Genomic DNA, 22,795 nt, shown 5'->3' with positions numbered 1-22,795 from the left:
CCATGCCTCGGACCCTGGCCGACAGCACCTTCCTGCGCGTCTATGTGCTGCTGGCGCTGGCGTTGCTGCTGACCTTCGGGCTGGCTCTGCTGGGTCTGGCCATGGTCGACCAGGTACGCCGCGAGCACTACCGCGAGCAGCTGGTCGAGCCTCCCATGCGGGTGTGGACCGCCTGGGTTGATGCCTTGCCCGAGGCCGGGCGCCAGGCCTGGCTGGCGAGTCGCGCCGAGCAGATCGACATGACCCTGCGGCTGGTATCGGTCGACGACCTGTCCCTGAATTATTTCTCCCGCTCGCGCCTCGAGCGCGACCGCGTGCTGGTCATGCCCCGGGGCGAGCACGGCTGGCGCCTGCAGCGCCTGCTCCCCGGTGGTGAGCAGCTGCTGGAGGTCGACGTGGCGAGCCTCAGCGAGCGGCAGCTGCGCGGGCTCACCGATCTGCTCGCCGAGTGGCTCGCCCAGGCCTCGGGCGATGCGCGCCGGGCCCAGCTGGCGCGGGTCGCCGGTGACGGCATTCCCCTGCAGCTGAGCGAGTCCCCGCCCGAGGGGCTGGACACCCGCCAGCTGGCCCGCCTGGCCGAGGGGGAGGTGGTGATCCGGCTGCTGCCCGGGCGCTGGTCCATGGCGATGTACCGCCTGCTGCCCGGCAGCGACCCCCAAACCCGCTGGCTGGCCATCGGCCCGGTGAAGGCCTTCGAGCCGCTGCCGGTCTCGCTGCAGCTGCTGCTGCTGGTGCTGCTGCTCGGCGTGCTGGCGGCGATCATCTACCTGATCGTGCGCGGCGTGGAGGCCCGCATGGCGCGGCTGGAGCTGGCGGCGACCCGCATCGCCGGCGGGCGCCTGGATACCCGCGTCAAGGTCGAGAGCGGTGACTTCCTGGGGCGCCTGGGGATGGCCTTCAACGGCATGGCCGCCCAGGTGCAGTCGCTGTTGCGCGCCCAGCAGGACATGATCCGCGCCGTCTCCCACGAGCTGCGTACCCCGGTGGCGCGCATCCGCTTCGCGGTGCAGATGGTCGAGGACATGACCGACGATCCGGCGATCCGTCGGCAGCTGGAGGGCGTCGATGGCGACATCACCGAACTCGACGAGCTGATCGACGAGATCCTCACCTATGCCCGGCTGGGCAGCGAGACGGCCAATGGCGCCGAGCTCGAGACCTCGCTGGTCGACTGCCGCGCCATGGCCGAGCGGGTCATCGAGGCGCTGCGGCCACTGCATCGTGACATCCGCATCGAGCTGGACGAGGGGCCGGAAGTGGAGGTCCAGGCGGAGCCCCGCTACCTGCAGCGGGCGCTGCAGAACCTGGTGGCCAATGCCTGCCGTCACGCCCGCAGCCGGGTCGTGATGCGCCTGCAGAGCGAGCCCCGGCTGGTGCGCCTGGACGTGGAGGACGATGGCCCCGGCATTCCCGCGGCGGCGCGCAGCGAGGTCTTCAAGCCCTTCGCGCGCCTGGACGACAGCCGCACCCGCCGCTCCGGCGGCTACGGGCTGGGGCTCTCCATCGTGCAGAAGGTCATGGCCTGGCACGGCGGCAGCGTGATGGTGGATGCCAGCGCCACGCTGGGTGGGGCGCGCTTCACCCTGCTGCTGCCGCGGCGCAACGCTACGCCGGCCTGATCCCCTCCAGCACCGCGAAGGAGGTCTCCCGGGCGGTGCGCAGGAAGTCCTCCATCCAGGGCGCGCCGCGGGTCTCCTCGCGGATCGCCGCGAACAACGTGCTCCACACCCCCTTCTCACCCAGGGCCACGGCCTTGACGTAGTCGCGTTCCAGGTACTCGGTGAGCGCCCAGTTGGGCAGGGCGCAGACGCCGCGTCCGCTGGCCACCAGCTGCATCATCATGATCGTCAGCTCGGCGGTGCGCACTTCCTTCGGCCGCACCCCGGCGGGGTCGAGGAACTGGGTGAAGACGTCCAGCCGGGAATACTCCACGGGATAGGTGATCAGGGTCTCCTCGGCCAGCTCGTCCGGGGTCACGAAGTGCTGGCCGGCCAGGCGATGCTGGCGTGCCACGGCCAGCAGGCCCTCGTAGCGGAACAGCGGCTCGTAGTGGATGCCGGGCAGTGGCTGGGGGTCGGCGGTGATCACCAGGTCGAGCTGTTCGCGGGCCAGTGCCGGCAGGGGGTCGAAGTGGTGGCCGCCGGGGATGTCGATCTCCACCTCCGGCCAGTGGTTGCGGAAGTGGTCGATGGTGGGCATCAGCCACTGGAAGCAGCTGTGGCACTCGATGGCCATGTGCAGCCGCCCCTGCTCGTTGCCGGCCAGCCGCGCCAGGTCGCGCTCGGCCATGCGCACCAGCGGCAGGACCTGCTCGGCCAGGGTCAGCAGGCGCGTGCCGGCCCGGGTGAACTCCACCGGCCGGGTCTTGCGCAGGAACAGCGGGCTGCCCAGGCGCTCCTCCAGGTCCTTGATCTGGTGGGAGAGGGCCGACTGGGTCAGGTGCACGCGTTCGGCGGCCTCCACCAGGGAGCCGGCATCGCGCAGGGCGACCAGGGTGCGCAGGTGGCGAAGTTCGAGCATTCGAGTGAGCCTGATTCATCTTGAAGATTAGAAAGTTTAGTTTGATTCACATCAGCTGGCCAGCGATCCTTCCCGACATCATTCATGCAAAAAGGACGTCATCATGACGCTGGCTCATGTCATCGGCTATCCGCGCATCGGCGCGGATCGCGAACTGAAGCGCGCCACCGAGGCCTACTGGCAGGGCGACATCGACCGCGAGGCCCTGGAGGCCACCGGGCGTGCCCTGCGCCTGGCGAACTGGGCGGCCCAGCGCGAGGCCGGACTCGACCTGGTGACGGTGGGGGACTTCGCCTTCTACGACCAGGTGCTCGATGTCTCGGTGCTGCTGGGGGCGGTGCCGGGGCGCTTCGGGGCCGAGGAGGAGGTGGCACGCGGCGAGGTGGATCTCGATACTGCCTTTCGCATGGCCCGGGGCCGGGCCCCCGGCGGCGAGCCGTCCGCGGCCTGCGAGATGACCAAGTACTTCGATACCAACTATCACTACCTGGTCCCGGAACTGCACGCCGGCCAGACCTTTCGCCTGGCCAGCCGCCGCCTCTTCGACCAGGTCGACGAGGCCCGGACCGCCGGCCACCCGGTCAAGGTGGCCCTGACCGGTCCGCTGACCTGGCTGTGGCTGGGCAAGGGGCGCGGCGAGGCCGGCGAGGGCTTCGACCGACTGTCGCTGCTCGACGGCGTCCTCGATGTCTATGCCGAGGTGCTGGAGCGCCTGGCCGGGCAGGGCGTCGAGTGGGTTCAGCTCGACGAGCCGGCGCTGGTGCAGGACCTGCCCCTGGCCTGGCGGCAGGCCTTCGAGCGCGCCTACCATCGGCTGCAGGCCGCCCCGGTCAGGCTGCTGGTGGCAAGCCCCTTCGGAGGCCTGGGCGACAATCTCTCCCTGGCGGTGGGCCTGCCGGTCGCGGGCCTGCACATCGACCTGGTACGTGCCCCGGCGCAGCTGGAGGCGGTGCTGGATCGCCTGCTGCCCCACAAGGTGCTCTCGGTGGGGGCCATCGACGGGCGCAACGTCTGGCGGGCCGACCTGGCGCTGTGGCGCGAGCGCCTGGCCACGGCGCGCATGCGCCTGGGCGAGCGGCTGTGGATCGCCACGAGCTGTTCGCTGCTGCACGTGCCGGTGGACCTGGCCGCGGAGACCACGCTGGATGCCGAGCTCAGGCGCTGGCTGGCCTTCGCCCGGCAGAAGCTCGACGAGACGGCGACCCTGGCGCGCCTGCTGGATGGCCGCGCCAGCGCCGCCGACCGCGATCGCGTCGAGGCCGCCAGCCGGGCACTGCAGTCGCGTCGCGAGGCGCCTCGCCTGCATCGCCCCGCGGTGGCCGAGCGGCTGGCCGGGGTCACGGCGGCCGATACCCGGCGCCGGTCGCCCTTCGCCGAGCGTGCCGTGGCCCAGCAGCGCCATCTCGCCCTGCCGCTGTTCCCCACCACGACGATCGGCTCCTTCCCCCAGACCGCGGAGATTCGCGCCGACCGGCGCGCCTTCAAGGCCGGCGAGCTCTCGCGCGAGGCCTACGAGGCGCGGATGCGCGAGGAGATCGCCCGGGTGGTGGCCCGCCAGGAGGCGCTGGGCCTCGACATGCCGGTGCACGGCGAGCCCGAGCGCAACGACATGGTGGAATACTTCGGCGAGCAGCTCGACGGCTACGCCTTCACGCGCTTCGGCTGGGTGCAGAGCTACGGGACGCGCTGCGTCAAGCCGCCGATCCTCTTCGGTGACGTGGTGCGCCCGGCGGCGATGACGGTGCGCTGGAGCGAATACGCCCAGTCGCTCACCGAGCGGCCGATGAAGGGGATGCTCACGGGACCGGTCACCCTGCTGCAGTGGTCCTTCGTGCGCGACGACCAGCCCCGCGAGACCACCTGCCGGCAGCTCGCCCTGGCGCTGCGCGACGAGGTCCTCGACCTCGAGGCGGCGGGCATCCGCGCCATCCAGATCGACGAGCCGGCGTTGCGCGAGGGGCTGCCGCTGCGCCGCGCCGAGTGGCAGGGCTACCTCGACTGGGCGGTGGCCTGCTTCCGGCTGGCCGCCTCGGGGGTACGCGACGAGACCCAGATCCACACCCACATGTGCTATGCGGAGTTCAACGACATCATCGAGTCGATTGCCGCCCTGGACGCCGATGTGATCACCATCGAGACCTCGCGCTCGGCGATGGAACTGCTCGACGCCTTCCAGGACTTCGCCTACCCCAACGCCATCGGGCCGGGGGTCTACGACATCCACTCGCCCAATATCCCCGAGGTGGCCTGGATGGTGGCGCTGATGGAGAAGGCCGCCGAGCGCATCCCGGTCGAGCGGCTCTGGGTGAACCCGGACTGCGGCCTCAAGACCCGCGGCTGGGCCGAGGTGGAGCCGGCCCTGGCCAGCATGGTCGAGGCGGCGCGGGAGCTGAGGCGCCGCCATGGCTGACGCCCAGCGTTGAGCCGGGTGCCGGCGCGCCGGGGCAGGGTGGCTGGTATGCTCCCGGGGAACATCGCCGACACGCAAGGAGCCGCCATGTCCCGTCACACCGTTTCCGCCGCCGCCCCCCTCGCCCTGCTGGGGGCGGCCTTGTGGCTTGCCGGCTGCGCCGCCACCCCGGACGGCGCGGCGACACGCCCCGAGGTCAGCGATCGCGGGACCGCCAGCGAGGATGCGGCGCCCGAGGCGTCGCCCGCCGCGCCGCTGATGCCCTCGCTCTTCTTCCCCGGCGATGCCGGGGCGTTCACCGCCTGGCGCTGCACGCCGGCTCAGGACCTGGTCACCGCGGTGACCGAGGATGAGCTGCGACTCTGGTCCGCCCATGGGGCCTACCGGCTGCCGCCGGCGGTGGTGGCCAGCGGTGCCCGCTACCAACAGGGCGAGCTGAGCTTCTGGAACAAGGGCGACCAGGCGGTGGTGGAGAGCGCCACCGGGCGGCTCGACTGCACCCGCGACCTGAACCAGGAGGTGCTCACCCGTCGCCAGCGGCCGGGCACCATGTTCCATGCCCGCGGCAACGAGCCGGGCTGGGTGGTCAACCTGGCCAGCGACCGGCCCGAGGCGACCCTGGTGCTGGACTACGGGGAGCGCAAGATGACCCTGCCCTACCGGGTGACCACCCTGGACAACGGCGAGGGGCGGATGATCCTGGCCAGTGGCCGGGCCGACACGCCCTTCGAGCTGCGCCTCGAGGCGCGGGCCTGCTTCGACAGCATGAGCGGCCAACCCTTCCCGGCGCGGGTCACCCTGAGCATCGACGGCGAGCAGTATCGGGGCTGCGGCCAGGGCATCGCGCCCTGAAACTCCTGGGCGTTACTGTGCTTCACAGCTCGCGCGTGGGCGGTAGTGGTTATTCTCATTGGGCGTCCGGGTGCGCCCATGGCGGCCCCGCGACCAGGATGCGCGCCTGCACCGGGCAATCGTCGCGGTGGGCGCCGGGCAGGTAGCCGGTGCTCATCAGCAGCTCGCCGACGATTTCCGGCCCGGTGAAGCGGAAGGTGCGCCGGAAGAGGCGCACCCAGGCGGCGTGGTCCAGTGGATGGTGGTGGTCGAGCCAGGCGCGCAGGCTGCCGTGTTCGGCCTGCAGCGCCTGCACCACTCCGGCATTGTGGATCACGGCATCGACCTTGAGACGGTTGCGGATGATGCCGGCATCCGCCAGCAGACTCGCACGCTCGGCTTCGCCATAGGCGGCGATGCGGTCGATGTCGAAGCCCTCGAAGGCGGCCCGGAAGGCCTCGCGCTTCTTCAGCACGGTGAGCCAGGAAAGCCCCGCCTGGTTGATCTCCAGCACCAGGCGCTCGAAGAGGGTGCGGTCGTCGTCCACCGGGAAGCCGTATTCGTGGTCGTGATAGGGGCCGTGGAACGGATGCCCGGGGGCCAGGTCGCAGTAATGGCTCATGGGGCTGCTGCCTCGTGGTCGGGATTGGCAGGGGAGTCGTGACTTGCCAGGATGAAGCCATCCTTATCAACTGTGAACCGGGAGAACGTCCATGCAATACCTTCACACCATGGTTCGGGTCAGCGACCTCGACGCTTCGCTGCACTTCTACTGCGACCTGCTCGGCCTGACCGAGGTGCGTCGCAAGGAGAGCGAGAAGGGCCGCTTCACCCTGGTCTTCCTGGCTGCCCCGGAAGACGAGGCCCGCTCCGCCGAGCTCAAGGCGCCGGAGCTGGAGCTGACCTGGAACTGGGATCCGGAGGAATACACCGGGGGGCGCAACTTCGGCCACCTGGCCTATCGGGTGGACGACATCTACGCCCTCTGCGAGCACCTGCAGGCGAACGGCGTGACCATCAACCGTCCGCCCCGGGACGGCCACATGGCCTTCGTCAGGAGCCCCGACGGCATCTCCGTCGAGTTGCTCCAGAAGGGCGATCCCCAGGAGCCCAAGGAGCCCTGGGCTTCCATGGAGAACACCGGAACCTGGTGATCTCCAGGTGAAAGCTGGATATTGTATCAATCGGGCCGCCAGGCCATCCGTCCGCTGCCCAGGAAGACCAGCGCCACGGCGCCGAACAGGAAGAAGCCCTGCAGCTCCAGGGCCCAGCCGCCATTGCCGTTGAAGGCCGTGAGCTCGTCCATGTGCACCAGGAAGATGGCCACCACCATGTTGGCGGCCATCAGCAGCCCCGCCACGCGGCTTCGCCAGCCGATCAGCGCCATCAGCGGCGCCACCACCTCGCCGATCAGCACGCCGTAGGCGAGCGCGGTCGGCAGGCCCTGGCCGGCCAGGGTGTTGCCGATCCCGGTCAGGCTGCCCGGGTTGAGCAGCTTGGTCAGCCCGTGAGGCAGCAGCAGGCCCGCCACATTGAGTCGCAGGATCAGCTTGCCGAGGGCATCGTTATGGAGCGCGTGAAGCATGCGGGGCCTCATGGGGGAACAAGGAATGGGGCGCGGGGGAATTGTCTCGAGGCCCCGGCTGGGGCAAGCTTGTCGCCTGGGCAATCGCCTCGCGCCTCAAGGAAGATACCATGATGATCAAACCGTTACGCAACACTCTGCTGATGGCGGCCGGCGCGCTGCTGCTGGCCGCCTGCGGTGGTGGCCCGGCCCCCCAGGTCGCCGGCGAGCCCGCGGCCCGGTTCGAGGGCCCGGTGGTCGACCAGCGCTGGAACCTGCTGTTGGTGGGCACCAACGAGCGCCTCGAGATGCCGGAGCGTCCCTACTTCGTGATTGACCGTGACGGCCGGGTCAGCGGCAGCGATGGCTGCAACCGGCTGACCGGCCGGGCCGTGCTCGGCGACAACAACCGCATCGCCTTCTCGGAGCTGGCCACCACCCGCCGCGCCTGCCCACAGGCACAGGATGCCGCCCGGGTGACCGGCATGCTGGAGCGTGCCTACCGCTACCTGATCGACCACGACCGGCTGGTGTTCTTCGGCCCTGACCAGCGGGTATTGGGCGGCTGGCGCCGCGTTGACTGACCTGACAACGACCGACCCGTAAACGACAAGGGCCCGCCAATGGCGGGCCCTTGTGGCTGGAGTGGAACGATCACAGCGCGGCGATCTTGTCGCGCTGCTCGACCAGCAGGCGGCGAGAGGCCTGCTGGTCGGCTAGCTTACCGCGCTCCTTCTCGACCACCGCCTCGGGGGCTTTGGCAACGAAGCTCTCGTTACCGAGCTTCTTCTCGACGGCGCCGATCAGCTTATCCTGCTTGTCGATCTCCTTGGCCAGGCGCGCGAGCTCGGCCTCCTTGTCGATCAGGTCGGCCATGGGCACCAGCACCTCCATCTCGCCCACCAGCTGGGTGGCCGAGAGGGGCGCCTGTTCGTGATCGTCGAGCCAGTCGACGCTCGCTAGCTTGGCCAGCTTGGCGAGGAAGGGCCGGTTGGCTTCCAGGCGCGCTGGGTCGTCCGGCCCGCCCTTGGTGAGCAGCACCTCCAGCGGCTTGCCCGGGGCGATGTTCATCTCGGCGCGGATGTTGCGCACCGCGACGATCACCCCCTTGAGCCACTCGATATCGCGGGTCGCCGCCTCGTCGACCCTGCTGTCATCGGCCTGGGGCCAGGGCTGGACCATCAGGGAATCCCCCACGCCCTGGTGGGTGCCGGCCAGCGGGGCGACGCGCTGCCAGATCTCCTCGGAGATGAAGGGCATCATCGGGTGGGCCAGGCGCAGGATCGCCTCCAGCACGCGCACCAGGGTGCGGCGCGTGCCGCGCTTGGCGTCGGCCGAAGCCTCTTCATCCCACAGTACCGGCTTGGAGAGCTCCAGGTACCAGTCGCAGTACTCGTTCCAGACGAACTCGTAGAGCGCCTGGGAGGCGTGGTCGAAGCGGAACTCCTCCAGGGCCCTGGTCACCTGAGTCTCGGTCTGCTGCAGGCGCGACACGATCCAGCGGTCGGCCAGCGACAGCTCGACCGGCTCGTCGCACTGCCCTTCGAGAGAGAGCCCGGTGTCCTCGCCCTCGGCGTTCATCAGCACATAGCGGGAGGCATTCCACAGTTTATTGCAGAAGTTGCGGTAGCCCTCCAGGCGGCCCATGTCGAACTTGATGTCGCGCCCGGTGGTGGCCTGGGAGAGGAAGGTGAAGCGCAGGGCGTCGGTGCCGTGGGGCTCGATGCCCTCGGGAAACTCGGCGCGGGTGGCCTTCTCGATCGCCCGCGCCTTCTGCGGCTGCATCATGTTGCCGGTGCGCTTCTGCACCAGGCTTTCCAGGTCGATGCCGTCGATCAGGTCGATGGGATCGAGCACGTTGCCCTTGGACTTGGACATCTTCTGACCCTGGCCGTCGCGCACCAGGCCGTGCACGTAGACCTGCTGGAAGGGCACCTCGCCCATGAACTTGCCGGTCAGCATGATCATCCGCGCGACCCAGAAGAAGATGATGTCGAAACCGGTGACCAGCACGCTGGAGGGGTGGAAGGTCGCCAGCTCCGGGGTCTCTTCCGGCCAGCCCAGGGTGCCGAAGGTCCACAGCCCGGAGCTGAACCAGGTGTCCAGCACGTCCTCGTCCTGGGTCAGTTCGAGGTCGGCGGGCAGGTCATGCTTCTGCCGGGCTTCCGCCTCGCTGCGTGCCACGTAGACGTTGCCCTCGGCGTCGTACCAGGCGGGGATGCGGTGGCCCCACCACAGCTGGCGGGAGATGCACCAGTCCTGCAGCTCGCGCATCCAGGCGAAGTACATGTTCTCGTAGTTCCTGGGCACGAACTGGATGTCGCCCTTCTCCACCGCCTCGATGGCCGGCTTGGCGAGGCTCTCCACGGCGACGAACCATTGGTCGGTGAGCAGCGGCTCGATGACGTCGCCGGAGCGGTCGCCATAGGGCAGGGTGTTGCTGACCGTCTCGATCTGCTCGAGCAGGCCGGCGGCGTCCATGTCGGCGACGATGCGCGCCCGCGCGTCGAAGCGGTCCAGCCCGGCATAGGCCTCGGGCAGGGTCGGGTCGACATCGGGCAACGGCCGGCCCTGGATGTCGAAGGCCTCGGCTAGCGCCAGGATGGCGGCATCCTGGGTGAGGACGTTGATCAGCGGCAATTCCTGACGGCGGCCCACCTCGTAGTCGTTGAAGTCGTGGGCCGGGGTGATCTTCACGCAGCCCGAGCCCTTGTCCATATCGGCATGCTCATCCGCCACGATCGGGATGCGACGCCCGACCAGCGGCAGTTCCACGAACTTGCCCACCAGCGACGCATAGCGAGGATCTTCCGGGTTGACTGCCACCCCGGTGTCGCCGAGCAGGGTCTCGGGGCGGGTGGTGGCGACGACCAGATAGGGCTTGCCGTCATCGGTGGTCACGCCGTCGGCCAGCGGATATCGGAAGTGCCAGAAGCTGCCCTGCTGGTCGCGGTTCTCGACCTCGAGGTCCGAGATGGCGGTGTGCAGGGTGGGGTCCCAGTTGACCAGCCGCTTGCCGCGGTAGATCAGGTCCTCCTCGAAGAGGCGCACGAAGACCTCCTGCACCGCCCGGTAGAAGCCGTCGTCCATGGTGAAGCGCTCGCGCGACCAGTCGACGCTCGCCCCTATGCGGCGCAGCTGGCGGGTGATATGCCCGCCGGACTCCTGCTTCCACTCCCATACCCGGTCGATGAAGGCCTCGCGGCCCAGGTCGAAGCGGGTCTTGCCCTCCTCGGCGGCGATCTTGCGCTCGACCAGCATCTGGGTGGCGATGCCGGCGTGGTCGGTGCCCACCTGCCAGAGGGTGTTGCGCCCCTGCATCCGCCGCCAGCGGATCAGGGTGTCCATGATGGTGTCCTGGAAGGCGTGGCCCATGTGCAGGCTGCCGGTCACGTTGGGCGGCGGGATCATGATCGCGTAAGGCGAGCCCTCGCCCGAGGGGGCGAAGCGGTTGTCGGCTTCCCAGCGCTCGTACCAGCGGGATTCGATCTGCTCGGGTTGGTAGGTCTTGTCCATGGGCATTCCGGGTCGAGGAGGTGGCACCGACCCATGGCAGCGCGCCTCGCGGGCGCTGCCAGGGTGCCGGGGATGCTGAAAATGGGGCTGATTATAGCGTGACGCCGGGGGAGGCGTCAGCCCGCCTGGCTCTTGAGCTGGTGCGGGGTGACCGGGTAGCCGCGCTTGCGATAGGTCTGCCAGCACTCGCGCTTGGCGGTGAGCACGTCCTGGTGCTGGTTGATGATCTCGGCGACCCGCTCGAAGCGCGAGAACCACTCGGGGATCCCGGGGTGCAGGTTGAGCAGCGCCTGGGGCGGCTCGCCGACCATCGGCAGGTCCTGCCAGCCGATGGTCACCGGCACGCCCTCCGCCCCCTCGCTGCCCGACAGGGCGTGAGGCACATAGGCGTCGGCCCGGAAGGTCCAGAGCCGCTCGTCCAGTTCCCGGGCCATGGCCTCGTCCTCGGCATGCAGGTGCAGCCGATAGCCCTTGCGATAGATGGTCTCGGCCAGCCGGCAGGCAAAGCCGAGACGCGCCTCCAGGGTGGTGTCCGGGAGGATGTAGAAGTCGACCTGGGTCATCTAGAGCTCGTTGCCGTTCTCCACGCTGCGCGTTTCCTCCTCGCGATCCAGCAGGTACTGGGTCAGCAGCCCGACCGGGCGGCCGCTGGCGCCCTTCTCCTTGCCGGAGGTCCAGGCCGTGCCGGCGATGTCCAGGTGCGCCCAAGGGAACTGGTCGGCGAAGCGCGACAGGAAACAGGCGGCGGTGATGGTGCCCGCCGGCTTGCCGCCGATGTTGGCCAGGTCGGCGAAGTTGGAGTCGAGCTGCTCCTGGTACTCGTCCCACAGCGGCAGGTGCCAGGCGCGGTCCCAGGCGGTCTCGCCGGCATCCAGCAGGTCCAGCGCCAGGTCGTCGTCGTTGGAAAGCAGACCGGTGGCATGGTGGCCCAGGGCGATGATGGCGGCACCGGTCAGGGTGGCGATGTCGACCACGCTGGCCGGTTCGAAGCGCTCGGCGTAGGTCAGGGCGTCGCACAGCACCAGGCGACCCTCGGCGTCGGTATTGAGCACCTCCACCGAGAGGCCCTTCAGCGTGTGGATGATGTCGCCGGGCTTGGTGGCGCGGCCGTCGGGCATGTTCTCGGCGGCGGCGACGATGGCCACCAGGTTGATCTTCGGCTGGATGGCGAGCACCGAGGTGACGGTGCCGAACACGCTGGCCGCCCCGCACATGTCGAACTTCATTTCATCCATGGCCTCGCCGGGCTTGAGCGAGATGCCGCCGGAGTCGAAGGTGATGCCCTTGCCGACCAGCACGTGGGGGGCGTCGTCGGGGCTCTCGGCGCCCTGGTATTTCATGACGATCAGCCGCGTGGGCTGCGCGCTGCCGCGGCCCACGGAGAGCAGGCTGTGGGCGCCCAGGCGCTCCAGGGCCTCCTCGTCGAGGATCTCCACGGACAGCGCCCCGTGGGCGGCATGGCCCAGCGCCTCGGCCTGCTCGGCCAGGTAGCTCGGGGTGCAGACGTTGCCCGGCAGGTTGCCCAGGGTGCGGGTGGTGGCCACGCCCTGGCCGATGGCGCCCCCGATGCGTCTGCCCTGGCGGGCCGCCTCGGCATCGCCGTGCTCGCTGACCAGCAGGGTGACGCGGGCGAGCTGCGGCGCGGGCGCCTTCTCGGACTTGAACTCGTCGAAGCGGTAGACGGCGCGATGGGCGGCCTCGGCCACCATGCGGGCCTTCCAGTCGCAGGCGCGCTCGGGCACCGGCACGTCGGTGAAGGCCACGGCGACGTCCTCGATGGGCAGCGTCGCCAGGGCGGTGAAGGCGGCATCGAGCGCCTTGCGGAAGGCGCCTTCCCGGCACTTGTCGCGCTTGCCGAGGCCCACCAGCATCAGACGGTCGGCATTGAGCCCCGGGGCGAAGGGGACCATCAGCACATTGCCCAGCTTGGCGTCGAAATCGCCGCGCTCGATCAGCTGGCCGATCAGCCGCTCGCTGACATCGTCGAGCTTGGCGGCAGCGGGCAGCAGCTCACCGTCCTTGAACACCGGTACCACGAAGCAGGCCGTCTCGGCCTTGGCGGGATTGGCCGTCTGAACAGGGAATTCCATGGAGTCTCCACAAGACAAGCTTTGGGGTTACAAGCGATGGGGGATTCTGGATAATGCCGGCACGTTGCCGAGTCATCCCAGTGTACCCAAGGCAAGGCGTCATTGCATGGAAGATGGCCGGGCCCCACGGGGTGCCGGGCCGGGAGACAGCGTTGATCATATTCCGTTACCTGACCCGCGAGATCCTGCTGACCATGGCCGCCGTGGCCGGCGTGCTGTTGCTGGTGATCATGGGCAGCCGCTTCATCCGCTACTTCTCCAATGCCGCCGAGGGTGATATCCCGGTGAGCATCCTCGGCACCCTGATGCTCTTGAACCTGCCGGGGTTCCTCGAGCTGATCCTGCCGCTGGCCTTTTTCCTGGGCATCCTGCTGGCCTATGGTCAGCTCTATCTCAATAGCGAGATCACCGTGCTGGTGGCCTGCGGCACGAGCCCCAATCGCCTGCTGGAGGTCAGTCTGGTGCCGGCCACCCTGGTGGCGATCCTGGTGGGGGTGTGCAGCCTCTGGCTGACCCCGGCCGGGGCCCTGGACAAGGAGGTGCTCCTCGAGGAGCAGCGCAGCCAGCTCGACTTCTCGGCCCTGGCGCCGGGTCGCTTCCAGGATTTCGGTGGCGGGCGCACGGCCTACACCGAGGGCTTCAGTGACGACGGCACCCGGATGCAGGAGGTCTTTATCAGCGAGCGACAGTCGCGCAGCGACGGCACCCCCGAGAGCGTGGTGACCCGGGCCGAGACCGGCTACCAGACCGTCGACCCGGAGACCGGCAGCCGCTTTCTGGTGCTCGCCGACGGCGAGCGCTACAGCGTCGACCCCGGGCGAGCCGAGGCCGAGCGGCTGGCATTCGGCACCTATGCGGTGCGCCTCTCGGGAGCCGCCGAGAAGGCCGAGCTCGATGCGCCCGAATACGCTACCACCGCCGTGCTATTCGCCGATGACGCCCTGACGGCGCGGGCCCAGCTGCAATGGCGGCTGGGCCTGCCATTGATGGTCTTTATCCTGACGCTGCTGGCCATGCCGCTCTCCCGGGTCAATCCCCGCCAGGGGCGCTTCGCCAAGCTGCTGCCGGCCATCTTCCTCTACGTGGCCTACCTCAGCCTGCTGCTGGCGGCGCTGGACGCCATCGGCCGCGGCAGCTGGCCGGTGGCGGTGGGGATGTGGCCGATCCACGGCGGCTTCCTGGCCCTCGGCCTGGCGATGATGGCCCGGGCCCAGCACAAGGGGATGAGCGGATGATTCTCGACCGGCTCGATCGCTATATCGCCCGCAACGTGCTGGGTGCCATCATCGTGGTGCAGGTGGTGCTGCTGGGTCTTGACCTGGTGATCACCTACATCAACGACCTCGGCGACGTGGAGGGCGACTACGGCGCCTTCCAGGTACTGCTCTACCTGCTGATGCGCCTGCCCTGGCGCTTCTACCAGTACGCGCCGGTGGGGGTGCTGATCGGCGCACTGATCGGCCTGGGCAGCATGGCCTCGAGCAACGAGCTGACGGTGATGCGTGCCGCCGGGCGCTCGCTGGTCCGCATCCTCTGGGGCGTGATGAAGCCAATCATCCTGGTGATCGTGGTGGTGCTCGCCATCGCCGAGTTCGTCAGCCCGCACACCGAGCAGTTCGCCAGCGCCTGGCGCCTCGAGCAGCGGCAGGGCGAGGGCGCGGTGCTCACCGGGCGCGGCGGCTGGCAGCGCGAGGGTGACAGCTTCTATCGCTTCGGGGCCATCCGCGCCGATGATACCGTGCTCGACCTGACCCGCTACCGCTTCGAGGACAAGGCCCTGCGCGAGGCGATGAGTGCTCGGCGGGCGGTGTGGCGCGATGACCATTGGCAGCTGCAGGACGTGGCGGTGACCCGCTTCCGCGAGGCGCGCACCGAGGTCGAGCGCCATGACACCCTGGACTGGGAGACCGCCATGACGCCGGCCCAGCTCGAGCGGCTGCTGCGTGACGTGGAGAGCCAGGCGCCCAGCGAGTTGTGGGCCTATGCGCGTTTCCTGCGCGAACAGGGCCAGCAGGCGACCCAGCCGCTGTTGTATTTCTGGCAGAAGATGCTGATGCCCTTGACCATGGCCTCGCTGGTATTGGTGGCGGCGTCCTTCGTGTTCGGTCCCATGCGCACCGTGGCCGCCGGGACTCGGGTCTTCTACGGCGTCATCATCGGCCTGGTCTTCAAGTACGTGCAGGATCTGCTGGGGCCGGCTTCCATGGTATTTGGCTTCTCGCCGGCCTGGGCGGTACTGACGCCGACCCTGCTGAGTGCCGGGCTGGGGCTGTACCTCTTGCGTCGCACTGGCTGAGGAGAGGGATTCATGCAACGACGCTTCGACCAACTCGACGCTGTCTGGCCAGCCGGCCTCGGCCGGCGGCTGGGCGCCATGCTCTATGACGGCCTGCTGGTGCTGGCGATCTGGATCGTCATGGCCTCGGCGCACCTGGCCGTGGTGCGGCTGGTGCTGGAGGTGCCGGCGGAGCAGGTGGGCACGGGGCCCGCTTTGGTGCTCTCGCTGCGCCTGCTGCTGGCGGTCAGTGCCTTCGCCTTCTTCGCCTTCTTCTGGACCCGCGGCGGCATGACGCTGGGCATGCAGGCCTGGCGGCTGCGGGTGCAGACCCTCGACGGCTGCTCGATCACCGCTCTCCAGGCGCTGCAGCGCTTCCTGGTGGCCGGCATCTCGCTGGCCGCCTTCGGCCTGGGCTACCTGTGGATCCTCGTCGACGGCGAGAAGCGCAGCTGGCCGGACATCGCCTCCGGCACCCGGGTGGTGGTCCTTCCCAAGCGCCCTTGAGGCGCGCGCGATGCGCCCGTCCTGACCTCGGTCAGGTTTTTGCGGGATGCCGCTTGCGATTACCCATGCGAATTATTTACATTCACTTCATGGCCAGCGTGAGGTGATGTGATGTACGTCTGTATTTGCAAGAACGTGACCGACCACCGGATCCGGGACGCCGTCGAGGACGGGGCGCGTAGCTGGCGCGAGGTCCAGCAGGTGACGGGGTGCGGGACCCAGTGCGGCAAGTGTGCCTGCACCGGCAAGGACATCACCCGCGAGGCGATCCAGGCCGAGCTGAGCGCCGCGGCACAGGGGCTCGCCTACGCCGTCTGATGGCAATCGCTATCATTCTCCTTCGCCTTAACAAGTCCATGATTTTATTGAATTATGTGTGACATTGCCTAGACTGTGGAAGGTGCGGGCTGGCCAGGCTTCGGTGGCCGTGCCAAGCTGACAGCCAGCCCCCCGACAACCGCGATCGAGGTAATGAGATGAAAGGCGACAGCAAGGTCATCGAACACCTGAACACCGCGCTCGGCAACGAGCTGGTGGCCATCAACCAGTACTTCCTGCATGCCAAGATGTACAAGGACTGGGGTCTGAAGGCGCTGGCCAAGTGGGAGTACGACGAGTCCATCGAGGAGATGCAGCACGCCGACAAGCTGATCGAGCGCATCCTCTTCCTCGAGGGCATTCCCAACCTCCAGGACCTCGGCAAGCTGAACATCGGCGAGAACGTGCGCGAGATGCTCGAGTGCGACCTGAAGATCGAGCACGAGGGCCGCAACGACTACATCGAGGCCATCGCCTACTGCGAGCAGGTCAAGGACTACGTCAGCCGCGACCTCTTCCGGGGCATCCTCACCGACGAGGAAGACCATATCGACCACATCGAGACCGAACTCGGCCTGATCGACAAGGTCGGCATCGAGAACTACATGCAGACGCAGATGCAGGAAGCCGGCGAGGAGTAACACCTGACCCTCCACCGACCCCGGGTCTCGACGAGAGCGCCCCGCGGCCTTGGCCGCGGGGCGCTCCTGCGTCAGGGGAAGGCCTTCTCCAGGGCAAAGCGGGGCACCGGCTCGCCCTGGACCTCGACGCTCTCCAGGAAGATGTCCAGCGGGCGCGTCCAGAGGCCATAGTCGCCGTAGAGGGCGCGATAGACCACCAGCGGCTCCTCGGTCTCGCTGTGCCGGGCGACGCCCAGCACCTCGTAGAGCGGGCCCTTGTAGTGGCGGTAGATGCCAGGGCGAGGGACGTTGTGTTCCATGGGCGGATTCTCTGGTTTCAAGGGCATGGTTTCAAGGGCATGGTCTCAAGGGCATGGTCTCAAGGGCATGGCCTCAAGCGCGGTGTCAGGGCGTGGCGCGGGCCTGTTTCGCCAGCCTGGCCAGCACCCGGGCGGCGGCGGTGAAGCCGAAGCTGCCGGTGACGAAGGTCGCCGCCCCGAAGCCCGAGGCGCAGTCGAGCCGGGTGGCCTCCCCGTCGGCGGGCTTCTGGAAGCATACCTCGCCGTCGCTGCCCGGATAGACCAGCTGCTCGTCGGAGTAGACACACTCCACCGAGAAGCGCCGCTTCGGGTTGCGCGAGAAGCCGAAGTCGCGCCGCAGCCGGGCGCGCACCTTGGCGAGCAGTGGGTCGTGCTCGGTGCGGGTCAGGTCGGCCACCCGGATGCGGGTCGGGTCGGTCTGGCCGCCCGCGGCGCCGGTCACCACGATCGGCAGCTTGCGACGCTTGCACCAGGCGATCAGCGCCGCCTTGGCGACCACGCTGTCGATGGCGTCCACCAGCTGGTCGGCATCGGCGGGGATGCGCCTGGCCAGGTTGGCGGGAGTGACGAAGGCGGTGTCGGCCACCACCTCGATGCCCGGCTGGATGGCCTGGCAGCGTTCGGCCAGCACCTCCACCTTGGGGCGGCCGATGGTGCCGTCCAGGGCGTGCAACTGGCGGTTGACGTTGCTGACGCAGACGTCGTCGAGATCGATCAGCGTCAGCTTGCCGATGCCGGAGCGCGCCAGGGCTTCCACCGTCCAGCTGCCCACGCCGCCCACGCCCACCACCACCACGTGGGCGCGGCGGAAGCGCTCGGCGGCACGCCGGCCGTAGAGCCGGCGGATGCCGCCGAAGCGGGCCTCGTAGTCGTCCGGGGCAGCGGCAGGGGCGATGAAGGTGGCGGAATCGGTCATGGCATCATGCTCGGGCGGTCGTGGTGTCGGGGCGGCGCCGGCAGGTGGCCCGTCCAGCCGAAGCGCTCGAAGAGCGTCGTCATGCAGGCATCCAGGGGGCAGCAGAGGTCGAGGCGCCGGCCGCTCACCGGGTGGTCGAAGGCCAGGCCCACCGCCGCTAGCAGCAGGCGCGGGCATTCCAGGCGCTCGGCGAAGAAGCGGTTATGGTTGCCCTTGCCGTGCTTGGCATCGCCGATGATCGGGTAGCCACGCCGGGAGAGATGGCGGCGGATCTGGTGGCGGCGGCCGGTCTGCGGCCGCGCCTCGATCAGCGAGTAGCGGCTCTGGGGGTAGCGATCCACCCTGACCGGCAGCTCGACGCTGTCGAGCCGGCGGACCTCGGTCACCGCCGCCATGGCCGGCATCTCGGCCTTGGGACGGCGACCGTCCTCCTCGCGCAGCGGGTAGTCCAGCCGCTCCTGGTGCGGGCCGATGCCACGCACCACCGCCAGGTAGCGCTTCTCCACCCGGCGAGCGGTGAAGGCCGCCTGGAGGCCCGCCGCAGTCTCGGGGTCGAGCGCGAAGACGATCACCCCGGAGGTCGGGCGGTCCAGGCGGTGGACCGGGTAGACCCGACGGCCGAGCTGGTCGCGCAGCCGTTGCAGCAGGAACTCGCGCTCGCCGCGGGCCAGCGCGCTGCGATGCACCAGCAAGCCGGCCGGCTTGTGCACGGCGACCAGGTGGTCATCCTGATGGAGAAGGCTCAGCGCTGGCGTCATCGGGGCACCTTCGGGGTCAAGGGGGCGCCATTGTCGCCGGCCGGCGTCGTGCTGTCATCCTATCCTCGCCCCGTCGCGACCGGGAAAATCCGGTGGGAGATCGGCATGGCCGCTAGTCTGGTCGACATGAGAACTCGTCTACGTCTGGGGACCCTGCTGATGCTGGGCGAGGGCAAATGAGGGCGCTGGCCGAAATGGCGGGCGCCACCATGGCCGGCTCGCCTTGCAGTGCACAATTCGTCATGCTGGGAGAGACCGCTGCCCGGAGCCCGAACATGAAGCATTCGCCCGCCTATCACCTCGCCGCCACCGTGCTGTATGGCTTCGACGAGTACCGCTCGCGCTTCAAGCAGATCACCGCGGACGCCAGCCGCCGCTTCCGGGATGCCGCCTGGCGCGAGGCCCAGCAGGCCTCGGCGGAGCGCATCGACCTCTATGACGAGAAGGTCCAGGAGACGCTGGCTCGGCTGAGGCGCACCTTCGACGATGATCTGCTGACTCACTGCGAGTGCTGGGGGGAGGCCCGGCGGCACTACGCCGAGTTGATCGACCAGCGGCTGGACTACGAGCTGGCCGAGACCTTCTTCAACTCGATGTTCTGCTCGCTCTTCCACCACCGGCACATCCACAACGATTGGATGTTCGTCTACAGCTCCCGGGAGCGGGCGGCACACCACTCCGGCCTGACGCTGTGTCGGCGCCACAGGGTGAGAGGCGATTGGGTGGCGGGACTGCGCTGGGCCTTGGGCGAGGCACGCTTCGAGGCGCCCTTCGTCGACCTGGAGCGGGATGCGGCCCTGGGGGGCGAGGCGCTCCAGCGGCTGCTGCCCGAGGCCATCCGCGAGGACCCGGAGGCCGAGATCGAACTGATCAAGAGCGTCTTCTACCGCAACAAGGGCGCCTACCTGGTCGGTCGGGTGCTGGGCGGTGGCCAGCAGGTGCCGCTGGTGCTGCCGGTGCTGTATGCGGAGGGCGAAGGGCTGCACCTGGACACCGTGCTGATCGAGCCCGATGAGGTGTCGATCATCTTCTCCTTCACCCGGGCCTACTTCCAGGTGAAGGTGGTGGTGCCCAGCGAGTTCGTGCACTACCTCCAGGAGCTGATGCCCGACAAGCCCCAGGGCGAGCTGTATGCCGCCATCGGCTTCTTCAAGCACGGCAAGACCGAATTCTTCCGTGCCCTCAACTACCAGGTGGCGCGGCGCGAGGACACGTTCATCATCGCGCCCGGCGTGCGCGGGATGGTCATGGCGGTGTTCGTGCTGCCCTCATCCCGCACCGTGTTCAAGATCATCAAGGACCGCTTCGATCCCACCAAGGCGATGAGCCGCGAGAACGTGCGCGAGAAGTATCGCCTGGTCAAGCGCCATGACCGCGTGGGGCGCATGGCCGATACCCAGGAGTTCTCGAACTTCATTGCCCGTCAGGACCATTTCGACCCCGAGTGCCTGGCGCACCTGCTGGAGGTGGCCCCCTCCACCGTCTACCTGCGCGGCGACAAGGTGATCATCAAGCACTGCTACACCGAGCGCATGATGACCCCGCTCAACCTCTACCTGGAGCAGTGCGACGAGGCTGAGACAAGGGCGGTGCTCAAGGACTACGGCAATGCGATAAAGCAGATGGCCGCCGCCAACATCTTCCCCGGCGACATGCTGCTCAAGAACTTCGGGGTGACCCGCCACGGCCGGGTGGTCTTCTATGACTACGACGAGGTGTGCTACCTCACCGAGTGCAACTTCCGGCATATCCCGGAGCCGCTCTATCCCGAGCAGGAGCTCGCCGACGAGCCCTGGTACTCGGTGGGGCCCAACGACATCTTCCCCGAGGAGTTCGGCCCCTTCCTGTTCGCCAACGTCAGACTGCGCAAGCTCTTCTATCAACTCCATCCGGAGCTGTTCGATGCCGACTACTGGAAGGGGCTGCAGCAGGCGATCCTCGACGGCCGGGTGATCGACGTCTATCCCTATCGCAACAAGCAGCGCTTCGCCGGTGACGACGACAACGGCCTGGTCCACTAGCCAGGCGCGCCCCCCTGACCATGACCGGCTGAATCCTCGGCGCCTGTCCCGGAAGGGCGCCACCAGGGCGCCGAGCTGCGGCGTCAGGGCCATCACCTCGCGGCAGTGCATCATGCCTCCGTGTCGCCTGGCACCCCGCTCGGCCCGGCGCTGCCGGCACAGCGCGCTATGCTGAAAGCGACCGAGGCGCTTAGCTTCTCTCTCAACCCCAAGGAGAACGCCCATGTTGGACCTCATCTCCCATCCGGTGGAGCATGTCGTGGCGATGAAGGCGGGTGGTGTCGTGACGGCCCAGGAGCTGCAGCACGCCATCGATGCCATCGAGGTCGCCAAGCGAGCCCATCCCAGGGTCAGCCTGGTGGTCGAGATCGACGCCCTTCGCTGGCTGACCCTGACTGCCTTGCTGAAGGATATCGGCTATGGTCTGACCCAGCTCGGCGATCTCGAGCACTACCACCGGGCCGCCGTGGTCACCGACCAGGCGTGGGTCAAGCATCTCGCCCACCTGGAAGAGCGGCTGTTCAAGGCCCTGGAGATCCGCACCTTTCCCAAGCACGATCACGCCGCGGCCATGGCCTGGGCCAGTCAATTACCCAAGGGGGACCACGAGAGCCCCGAAGAGGATGGCTATCACGGGGCCTGACCGGGCCTGCCAGCTCGCCAACCGCGGCTGCGTCTTACCGCTGAGGTGACACCGGCTTTCCACCAACGTTATCCACACCCCATCCGATGGAGAGCCAACGTCTATTGAGCTAGGAGCCTGTCGGATTTGACCGATCGTAACGAGAGATTTGGATTTCGAGACAAGTTTATCGATCTGATGAGGCGAATAGCTCGCTATTTAACGAATCAGATCGAATAAAATTGGCCGGAAGACCGGATCTCGCAGTAGATCAGCGTTAAGTCCGACAGGCTCCTAGGGTGGGGAGGATTGCCGCCGGCAAACAGGGACGAAAGAGCAGGGTGAATGGGGGTGTGACGGTGTATGACGGTGTATAGAGAAGAGTGTGCCAGCGGCGGATGTCGACCCGAAGCATCGAAACACACCCCCGCACCGGAAAGGGCCCCTTGTGGGAGCGCTGCTTGCAGCGCGAAGGAATGGCCGTTTTCGACCCAAAGCGGCCATTCCGGAAAATGCAGCAGGAGCGCGAATTTTGGATATGTAGCCTAATTTTAGTTAAAGGTGTGGAGAATCAAGAGCTTGCAAGCGTTTTTGCAAGCAGCATTTTTCAATAAAACGTGCCGGCATGTTCATCCAATCATAGAACGTGCCGCCTAATACCTGTTAAAGGCCTTACTTCGGTGCTCATTGGTTGGGTGTTTGGCATCAGCCTCAGCAATGGCCCGCAGGCAAAACACCCCGTAGTCTGGCAACAGTGTTGTAGGCAAATTTGGTGTACGGGTCGCGGGGCAATCCGGCGCATTCGTGGGGTACTTTCCGCGTATTCGGTGTTCTGGTTCCTGGCGCCATGGGTCAAGTTGGTACAAGGTATCGGGAGTCGGCATTCGAAATCGGGTGCCCATACAAAACAACGGGTAACCGGCCCTTAACAAGGCAATTAAATTCGTTCCGGCCTGCGGCCTCCACCGGACGTCCCTGTCGGGCCGCCGTTTATTGCTGGCGTTAAATGCCTGGCTCCGGCGCTCTTTGGTTCGGTGTTTGGGTCAGGTTTTGCAGTTGTCATCGGGCAGAAAACAGCCCTCAGTCCGGCAACAGTTTTAGTGGCTAATCGGGTGTTCAGGTCGCGGGGCAATTCGGCGTAAACATCGGTCTGTTTGGCTCATTCGGTGCTCTGGTTCCTAGCGCCATGGGTCGCGCTGGTGCAAAGCATCGGGAGTGGGCATTCGGCATTGGGTGCCGTAATAAATTGCCGGGGTAACCGGCATCTAACAAGGCGCATCAATTCGCGGCCTGCGGCCGCCGGACGCCCTTTTCGTTGCGGCTGCGCCTCCACTACAAGGGCGCCGTTGTGCGCTGGCGTTAAAGCGGGAAATCCGAGTTGTGGCACGTGATACCTATCCGTGTCAAAATTGAGCAATACGTGAACGAGAGGTTTTCTCCATGAATCTCCAGAAAATTGAAGACGAGGCGCTCCACCTCCCTAAAGAGGAGCGAGCGCAATTGATCC

Annotated in this window: 21 protein-coding genes; 12 read left to right on the top strand and 9 right to left on the bottom strand. The window is 67.6% G+C overall.

The genetic code is table 11. The features are described from left to right. Positions 1-2: 2 nt before the first annotated feature. On the top strand, positions 3-1,619 hold the full coding sequence (locus OP498_RS14150) for an ATP-binding protein (RefSeq protein WP_280553983.1): 1,617 nt from the start codon (positions 3-5) through the stop codon (positions 1,617-1,619). On the opposite strand, the gene OP498_RS14145 is transcribed toward OP498_RS14150, so the two are convergent. Continuing rightward, a complete protein-coding gene (locus OP498_RS14145) occupies positions 1,606-2,520 on the bottom strand; it encodes a LysR family transcriptional regulator (RefSeq protein WP_280553982.1) in 915 nt (304 codons plus the stop codon). The genes OP498_RS14150 and OP498_RS14145 overlap by 14 nt on opposite strands. A gap of 103 nt (positions 2,521-2,623) precedes the next feature. On the opposite strand from OP498_RS14145, the gene metE reads away from it, so the two are divergent. Together metE and OP498_RS14135 are read left to right on the top strand one after the other, a co-directional pair. Further along, entirely contained in the window at positions 2,624-4,930 is a 2,307-nt protein-coding gene (metE, locus tag OP498_RS14140; RefSeq protein ID WP_280553981.1) for a 5-methyltetrahydropteroyltriglutamate--homocysteine S-methyltransferase, read from the top strand. A gap of 87 nt (positions 4,931-5,017) precedes the next feature. Continuing rightward, positions 5,018-5,782 carry an MliC family protein gene (locus OP498_RS14135; RefSeq protein ID WP_280553980.1) on the top strand — a complete coding sequence of 255 codons (765 nt, stop codon included), beginning with the start codon at positions 5,018-5,020 and terminating at the stop codon, positions 5,780-5,782. Positions 5,783-5,837: 55 nt separating this feature from the next. Here OP498_RS14135 and OP498_RS14130 read toward each other — a convergent pair whose 3' ends face one another. Further along, on the bottom strand, positions 5,838-6,383 hold the full coding sequence (locus tag OP498_RS14130; protein WP_280553979.1) for a DNA-3-methyladenine glycosylase I: 546 nt from the start codon (positions 6,381-6,383) through the stop codon (positions 5,838-5,840). 91 nt (positions 6,384-6,474) lie between these two features. Between OP498_RS14130 and OP498_RS14125 the strand changes: the two genes are divergently transcribed. Beyond that, positions 6,475-6,915, top strand: a complete 441-nt coding sequence (locus tag OP498_RS14125; RefSeq protein ID WP_280548703.1) for a VOC family protein — start codon at positions 6,475-6,477, stop codon at positions 6,913-6,915. A 26-nt stretch (positions 6,916-6,941) separates the two neighbouring features. Here the strand turns inward: OP498_RS14125 and OP498_RS14120 are convergent, their stop codons facing one another. Further along, entirely contained in the window at positions 6,942-7,346 is a 405-nt protein-coding gene (locus OP498_RS14120; RefSeq protein ID WP_280553978.1) for a DoxX family protein, read from the bottom strand. Positions 7,347-7,456: 110 nt separating this feature from the next. On the opposite strand from OP498_RS14120, the gene OP498_RS14115 reads away from it, so the two are divergent. Continuing rightward, positions 7,457-7,909: an META domain-containing protein gene (locus OP498_RS14115; RefSeq protein ID WP_280553976.1), complete on the top strand. Its 453-nt coding sequence runs from the start codon at positions 7,457-7,459 to the stop codon at positions 7,907-7,909. Between the two features lie 70 nt (positions 7,910-7,979). Here OP498_RS14115 and OP498_RS14110 read toward each other — a convergent pair whose 3' ends face one another. The 3 genes from OP498_RS14110 to OP498_RS14100 all read right to left on the bottom strand — a co-directional run bounded on the left by OP498_RS14110 (position 7,980) and on the right by OP498_RS14100 (position 12,931). Then, positions 7,980-10,841, bottom strand: coding sequence for a valine--tRNA ligase (locus tag OP498_RS14110; protein ID WP_280553975.1), 2,862 nt, complete (start codon positions 10,839-10,841; stop codon positions 7,980-7,982). A gap of 116 nt (positions 10,842-10,957) precedes the next feature. Then, on the bottom strand, positions 10,958-11,404 hold the full coding sequence (locus tag OP498_RS14105) for a DNA polymerase III subunit chi (RefSeq protein ID WP_280548695.1): 447 nt from the start codon (positions 11,402-11,404) through the stop codon (positions 10,958-10,960). Next, the gene (locus tag OP498_RS14100) at positions 11,405-12,931 is read right to left on the bottom strand and encodes a leucyl aminopeptidase (RefSeq protein ID WP_280553973.1); all 1,527 of its coding nucleotides are present in this window, start codon (positions 12,929-12,931) and stop codon (positions 11,405-11,407) included. 152 nt (positions 12,932-13,083) lie between these two features. Between OP498_RS14100 and lptF the strand changes: the two genes are divergently transcribed. From lptF to bfr, 5 genes are all read left to right on the top strand, one after another. Continuing rightward, positions 13,084-14,166, top strand: coding sequence for an LPS export ABC transporter permease LptF (gene lptF / locus OP498_RS14095; RefSeq protein WP_280548691.1), 1,083 nt, complete (start codon positions 13,084-13,086; stop codon positions 14,164-14,166). Next, positions 14,163-15,227, top strand: a complete 1,065-nt coding sequence (gene lptG, locus OP498_RS14090; RefSeq protein WP_280548689.1) for an LPS export ABC transporter permease LptG — start codon at positions 14,163-14,165, stop codon at positions 15,225-15,227. The genes lptF and lptG overlap by 4 nt, the downstream gene beginning before the upstream one ends. Before the next feature lie 12 nt (positions 15,228-15,239). Beyond that, complete coding sequence (locus OP498_RS14085) at positions 15,240-15,713, top strand: RDD family protein (protein WP_280548687.1); 474 nt, start codon at positions 15,240-15,242, stop codon at positions 15,711-15,713. Positions 15,714-15,824: 111 nt separating this feature from the next. Continuing rightward, the gene (locus tag OP498_RS14080; protein ID WP_280548684.1) at positions 15,825-16,031 is read left to right on the top strand and encodes a (2Fe-2S)-binding protein; all 207 of its coding nucleotides are present in this window, start codon (positions 15,825-15,827) and stop codon (positions 16,029-16,031) included. A 158-nt stretch (positions 16,032-16,189) separates the two neighbouring features. Then, on the top strand, positions 16,190-16,672 hold the full coding sequence (bfr, locus tag OP498_RS14075; protein WP_280548682.1) for a bacterioferritin: 483 nt from the start codon (positions 16,190-16,192) through the stop codon (positions 16,670-16,672). 71 nt (positions 16,673-16,743) lie between these two features. Here the strand turns inward: bfr and OP498_RS14070 are convergent, their stop codons facing one another. From OP498_RS14070 to OP498_RS14060, 3 genes are all read right to left on the bottom strand, one after another. Continuing rightward, positions 16,744-16,971, bottom strand: coding sequence for a DUF1653 domain-containing protein (locus OP498_RS14070; protein ID WP_280548680.1), 228 nt, complete (start codon positions 16,969-16,971; stop codon positions 16,744-16,746). An 85-nt stretch (positions 16,972-17,056) separates the two neighbouring features. Continuing rightward, complete coding sequence (gene tcdA / locus OP498_RS14065; protein WP_280553971.1) at positions 17,057-17,887, bottom strand: tRNA cyclic N6-threonylcarbamoyladenosine(37) synthase TcdA; 831 nt, start codon at positions 17,885-17,887, stop codon at positions 17,057-17,059. Continuing rightward, complete coding sequence (locus tag OP498_RS14060; RefSeq protein ID WP_280548675.1) at positions 17,884-18,645, bottom strand: pseudouridine synthase; 762 nt, start codon at positions 18,643-18,645, stop codon at positions 17,884-17,886. The genes tcdA and OP498_RS14060 overlap by 4 nt, the downstream gene beginning before the upstream one ends. A 275-nt stretch (positions 18,646-18,920) precedes the next feature. On the opposite strand from OP498_RS14060, the gene aceK reads away from it, so the two are divergent. Together aceK and OP498_RS14050 are read left to right on the top strand one after the other, a co-directional pair. Continuing rightward, positions 18,921-20,666, top strand: coding sequence for a bifunctional isocitrate dehydrogenase kinase/phosphatase (aceK, locus tag OP498_RS14055; RefSeq protein WP_280553969.1), 1,746 nt, complete (start codon positions 18,921-18,923; stop codon positions 20,664-20,666). Positions 20,667-20,889: 223 nt separating this feature from the next. Then, positions 20,890-21,309 (top strand): STAS/SEC14 domain-containing protein, encoded by a 420-nt coding sequence (locus OP498_RS14050; RefSeq protein ID WP_280553968.1) that lies wholly within the window; start codon positions 20,890-20,892, stop codon positions 21,307-21,309. Positions 21,310-22,795 lie beyond the last annotated feature (1,486 nt).

This window comes from Halomonas sp. 25-S5 (assembly GCF_029889845.1).
Taxonomy (GTDB): Bacteria; Pseudomonadota; Gammaproteobacteria; order Pseudomonadales; family Halomonadaceae; genus Halomonas.
Note: the sequence above shows the minus strand (reverse complement) of the source record. Positions and strands in the feature narration are given on the sequence as shown.

What these genes read in the sequence shown, in the direction of transcription:
- OP498_RS14150 (WP_280553983.1), top strand. Translation starts at nt 3, where the DNA reads ATGCCTCGGACCCTGGCCGACAGCACCTTCCTGCGCGTCTATGTGCTG.
- OP498_RS14145 (WP_280553982.1), bottom strand. Translation starts at nt 2,520, where the DNA reads ATGCTCGAACTTCGCCACCTGCGCACCCTGGTCGCCCTGCGCGATGCC.
- metE (WP_280553981.1), top strand. Translation starts at nt 2,624, where the DNA reads ATGACGCTGGCTCATGTCATCGGCTATCCGCGCATCGGCGCGGATCGC.
- OP498_RS14135 (WP_280553980.1), top strand. Translation starts at nt 5,018, where the DNA reads ATGTCCCGTCACACCGTTTCCGCCGCCGCCCCCCTCGCCCTGCTGGGG.
- OP498_RS14130 (WP_280553979.1), bottom strand. Translation starts at nt 6,383, where the DNA reads ATGAGCCATTACTGCGACCTGGCCCCCGGGCATCCGTTCCACGGCCCC.
- OP498_RS14125 (WP_280548703.1), top strand. Translation starts at nt 6,475, where the DNA reads ATGCAATACCTTCACACCATGGTTCGGGTCAGCGACCTCGACGCTTCG.
- OP498_RS14120 (WP_280553978.1), bottom strand. Translation starts at nt 7,346, where the DNA reads ATGCTTCACGCGCTCCATAACGATGCCCTCGGCAAGCTGATCCTGCGA.
- OP498_RS14115 (WP_280553976.1), top strand. Translation starts at nt 7,457, where the DNA reads ATGATGATCAAACCGTTACGCAACACTCTGCTGATGGCGGCCGGCGCG.
- OP498_RS14110 (WP_280553975.1), bottom strand. Translation starts at nt 10,841, where the DNA reads ATGGACAAGACCTACCAACCCGAGCAGATCGAATCCCGCTGGTACGAG.
- OP498_RS14105 (WP_280548695.1), bottom strand. Translation starts at nt 11,404, where the DNA reads ATGACCCAGGTCGACTTCTACATCCTCCCGGACACCACCCTGGAGGCG.
- OP498_RS14100 (WP_280553973.1), bottom strand. Translation starts at nt 12,931, where the DNA reads ATGGAATTCCCTGTTCAGACGGCCAATCCCGCCAAGGCCGAGACGGCC.
- lptG (WP_280548689.1), top strand. Translation starts at nt 14,163, where the DNA reads ATGATTCTCGACCGGCTCGATCGCTATATCGCCCGCAACGTGCTGGGT.
- OP498_RS14085 (WP_280548687.1), top strand. Translation starts at nt 15,240, where the DNA reads ATGCAACGACGCTTCGACCAACTCGACGCTGTCTGGCCAGCCGGCCTC.
- OP498_RS14080 (WP_280548684.1), top strand. Translation starts at nt 15,825, where the DNA reads ATGTACGTCTGTATTTGCAAGAACGTGACCGACCACCGGATCCGGGAC.
- bfr (WP_280548682.1), top strand. Translation starts at nt 16,190, where the DNA reads ATGAAAGGCGACAGCAAGGTCATCGAACACCTGAACACCGCGCTCGGC.
- OP498_RS14070 (WP_280548680.1), bottom strand. Translation starts at nt 16,971, where the DNA reads ATGGAACACAACGTCCCTCGCCCTGGCATCTACCGCCACTACAAGGGC.
- tcdA (WP_280553971.1), bottom strand. Translation starts at nt 17,887, where the DNA reads ATGACCGATTCCGCCACCTTCATCGCCCCTGCCGCTGCCCCGGACGAC.
- OP498_RS14060 (WP_280548675.1), bottom strand. Translation starts at nt 18,645, where the DNA reads ATGACGCCAGCGCTGAGCCTTCTCCATCAGGATGACCACCTGGTCGCC.
- aceK (WP_280553969.1), top strand. Translation starts at nt 18,921, where the DNA reads ATGAAGCATTCGCCCGCCTATCACCTCGCCGCCACCGTGCTGTATGGC.
- OP498_RS14050 (WP_280553968.1), top strand. Translation starts at nt 20,890, where the DNA reads ATGTTGGACCTCATCTCCCATCCGGTGGAGCATGTCGTGGCGATGAAG.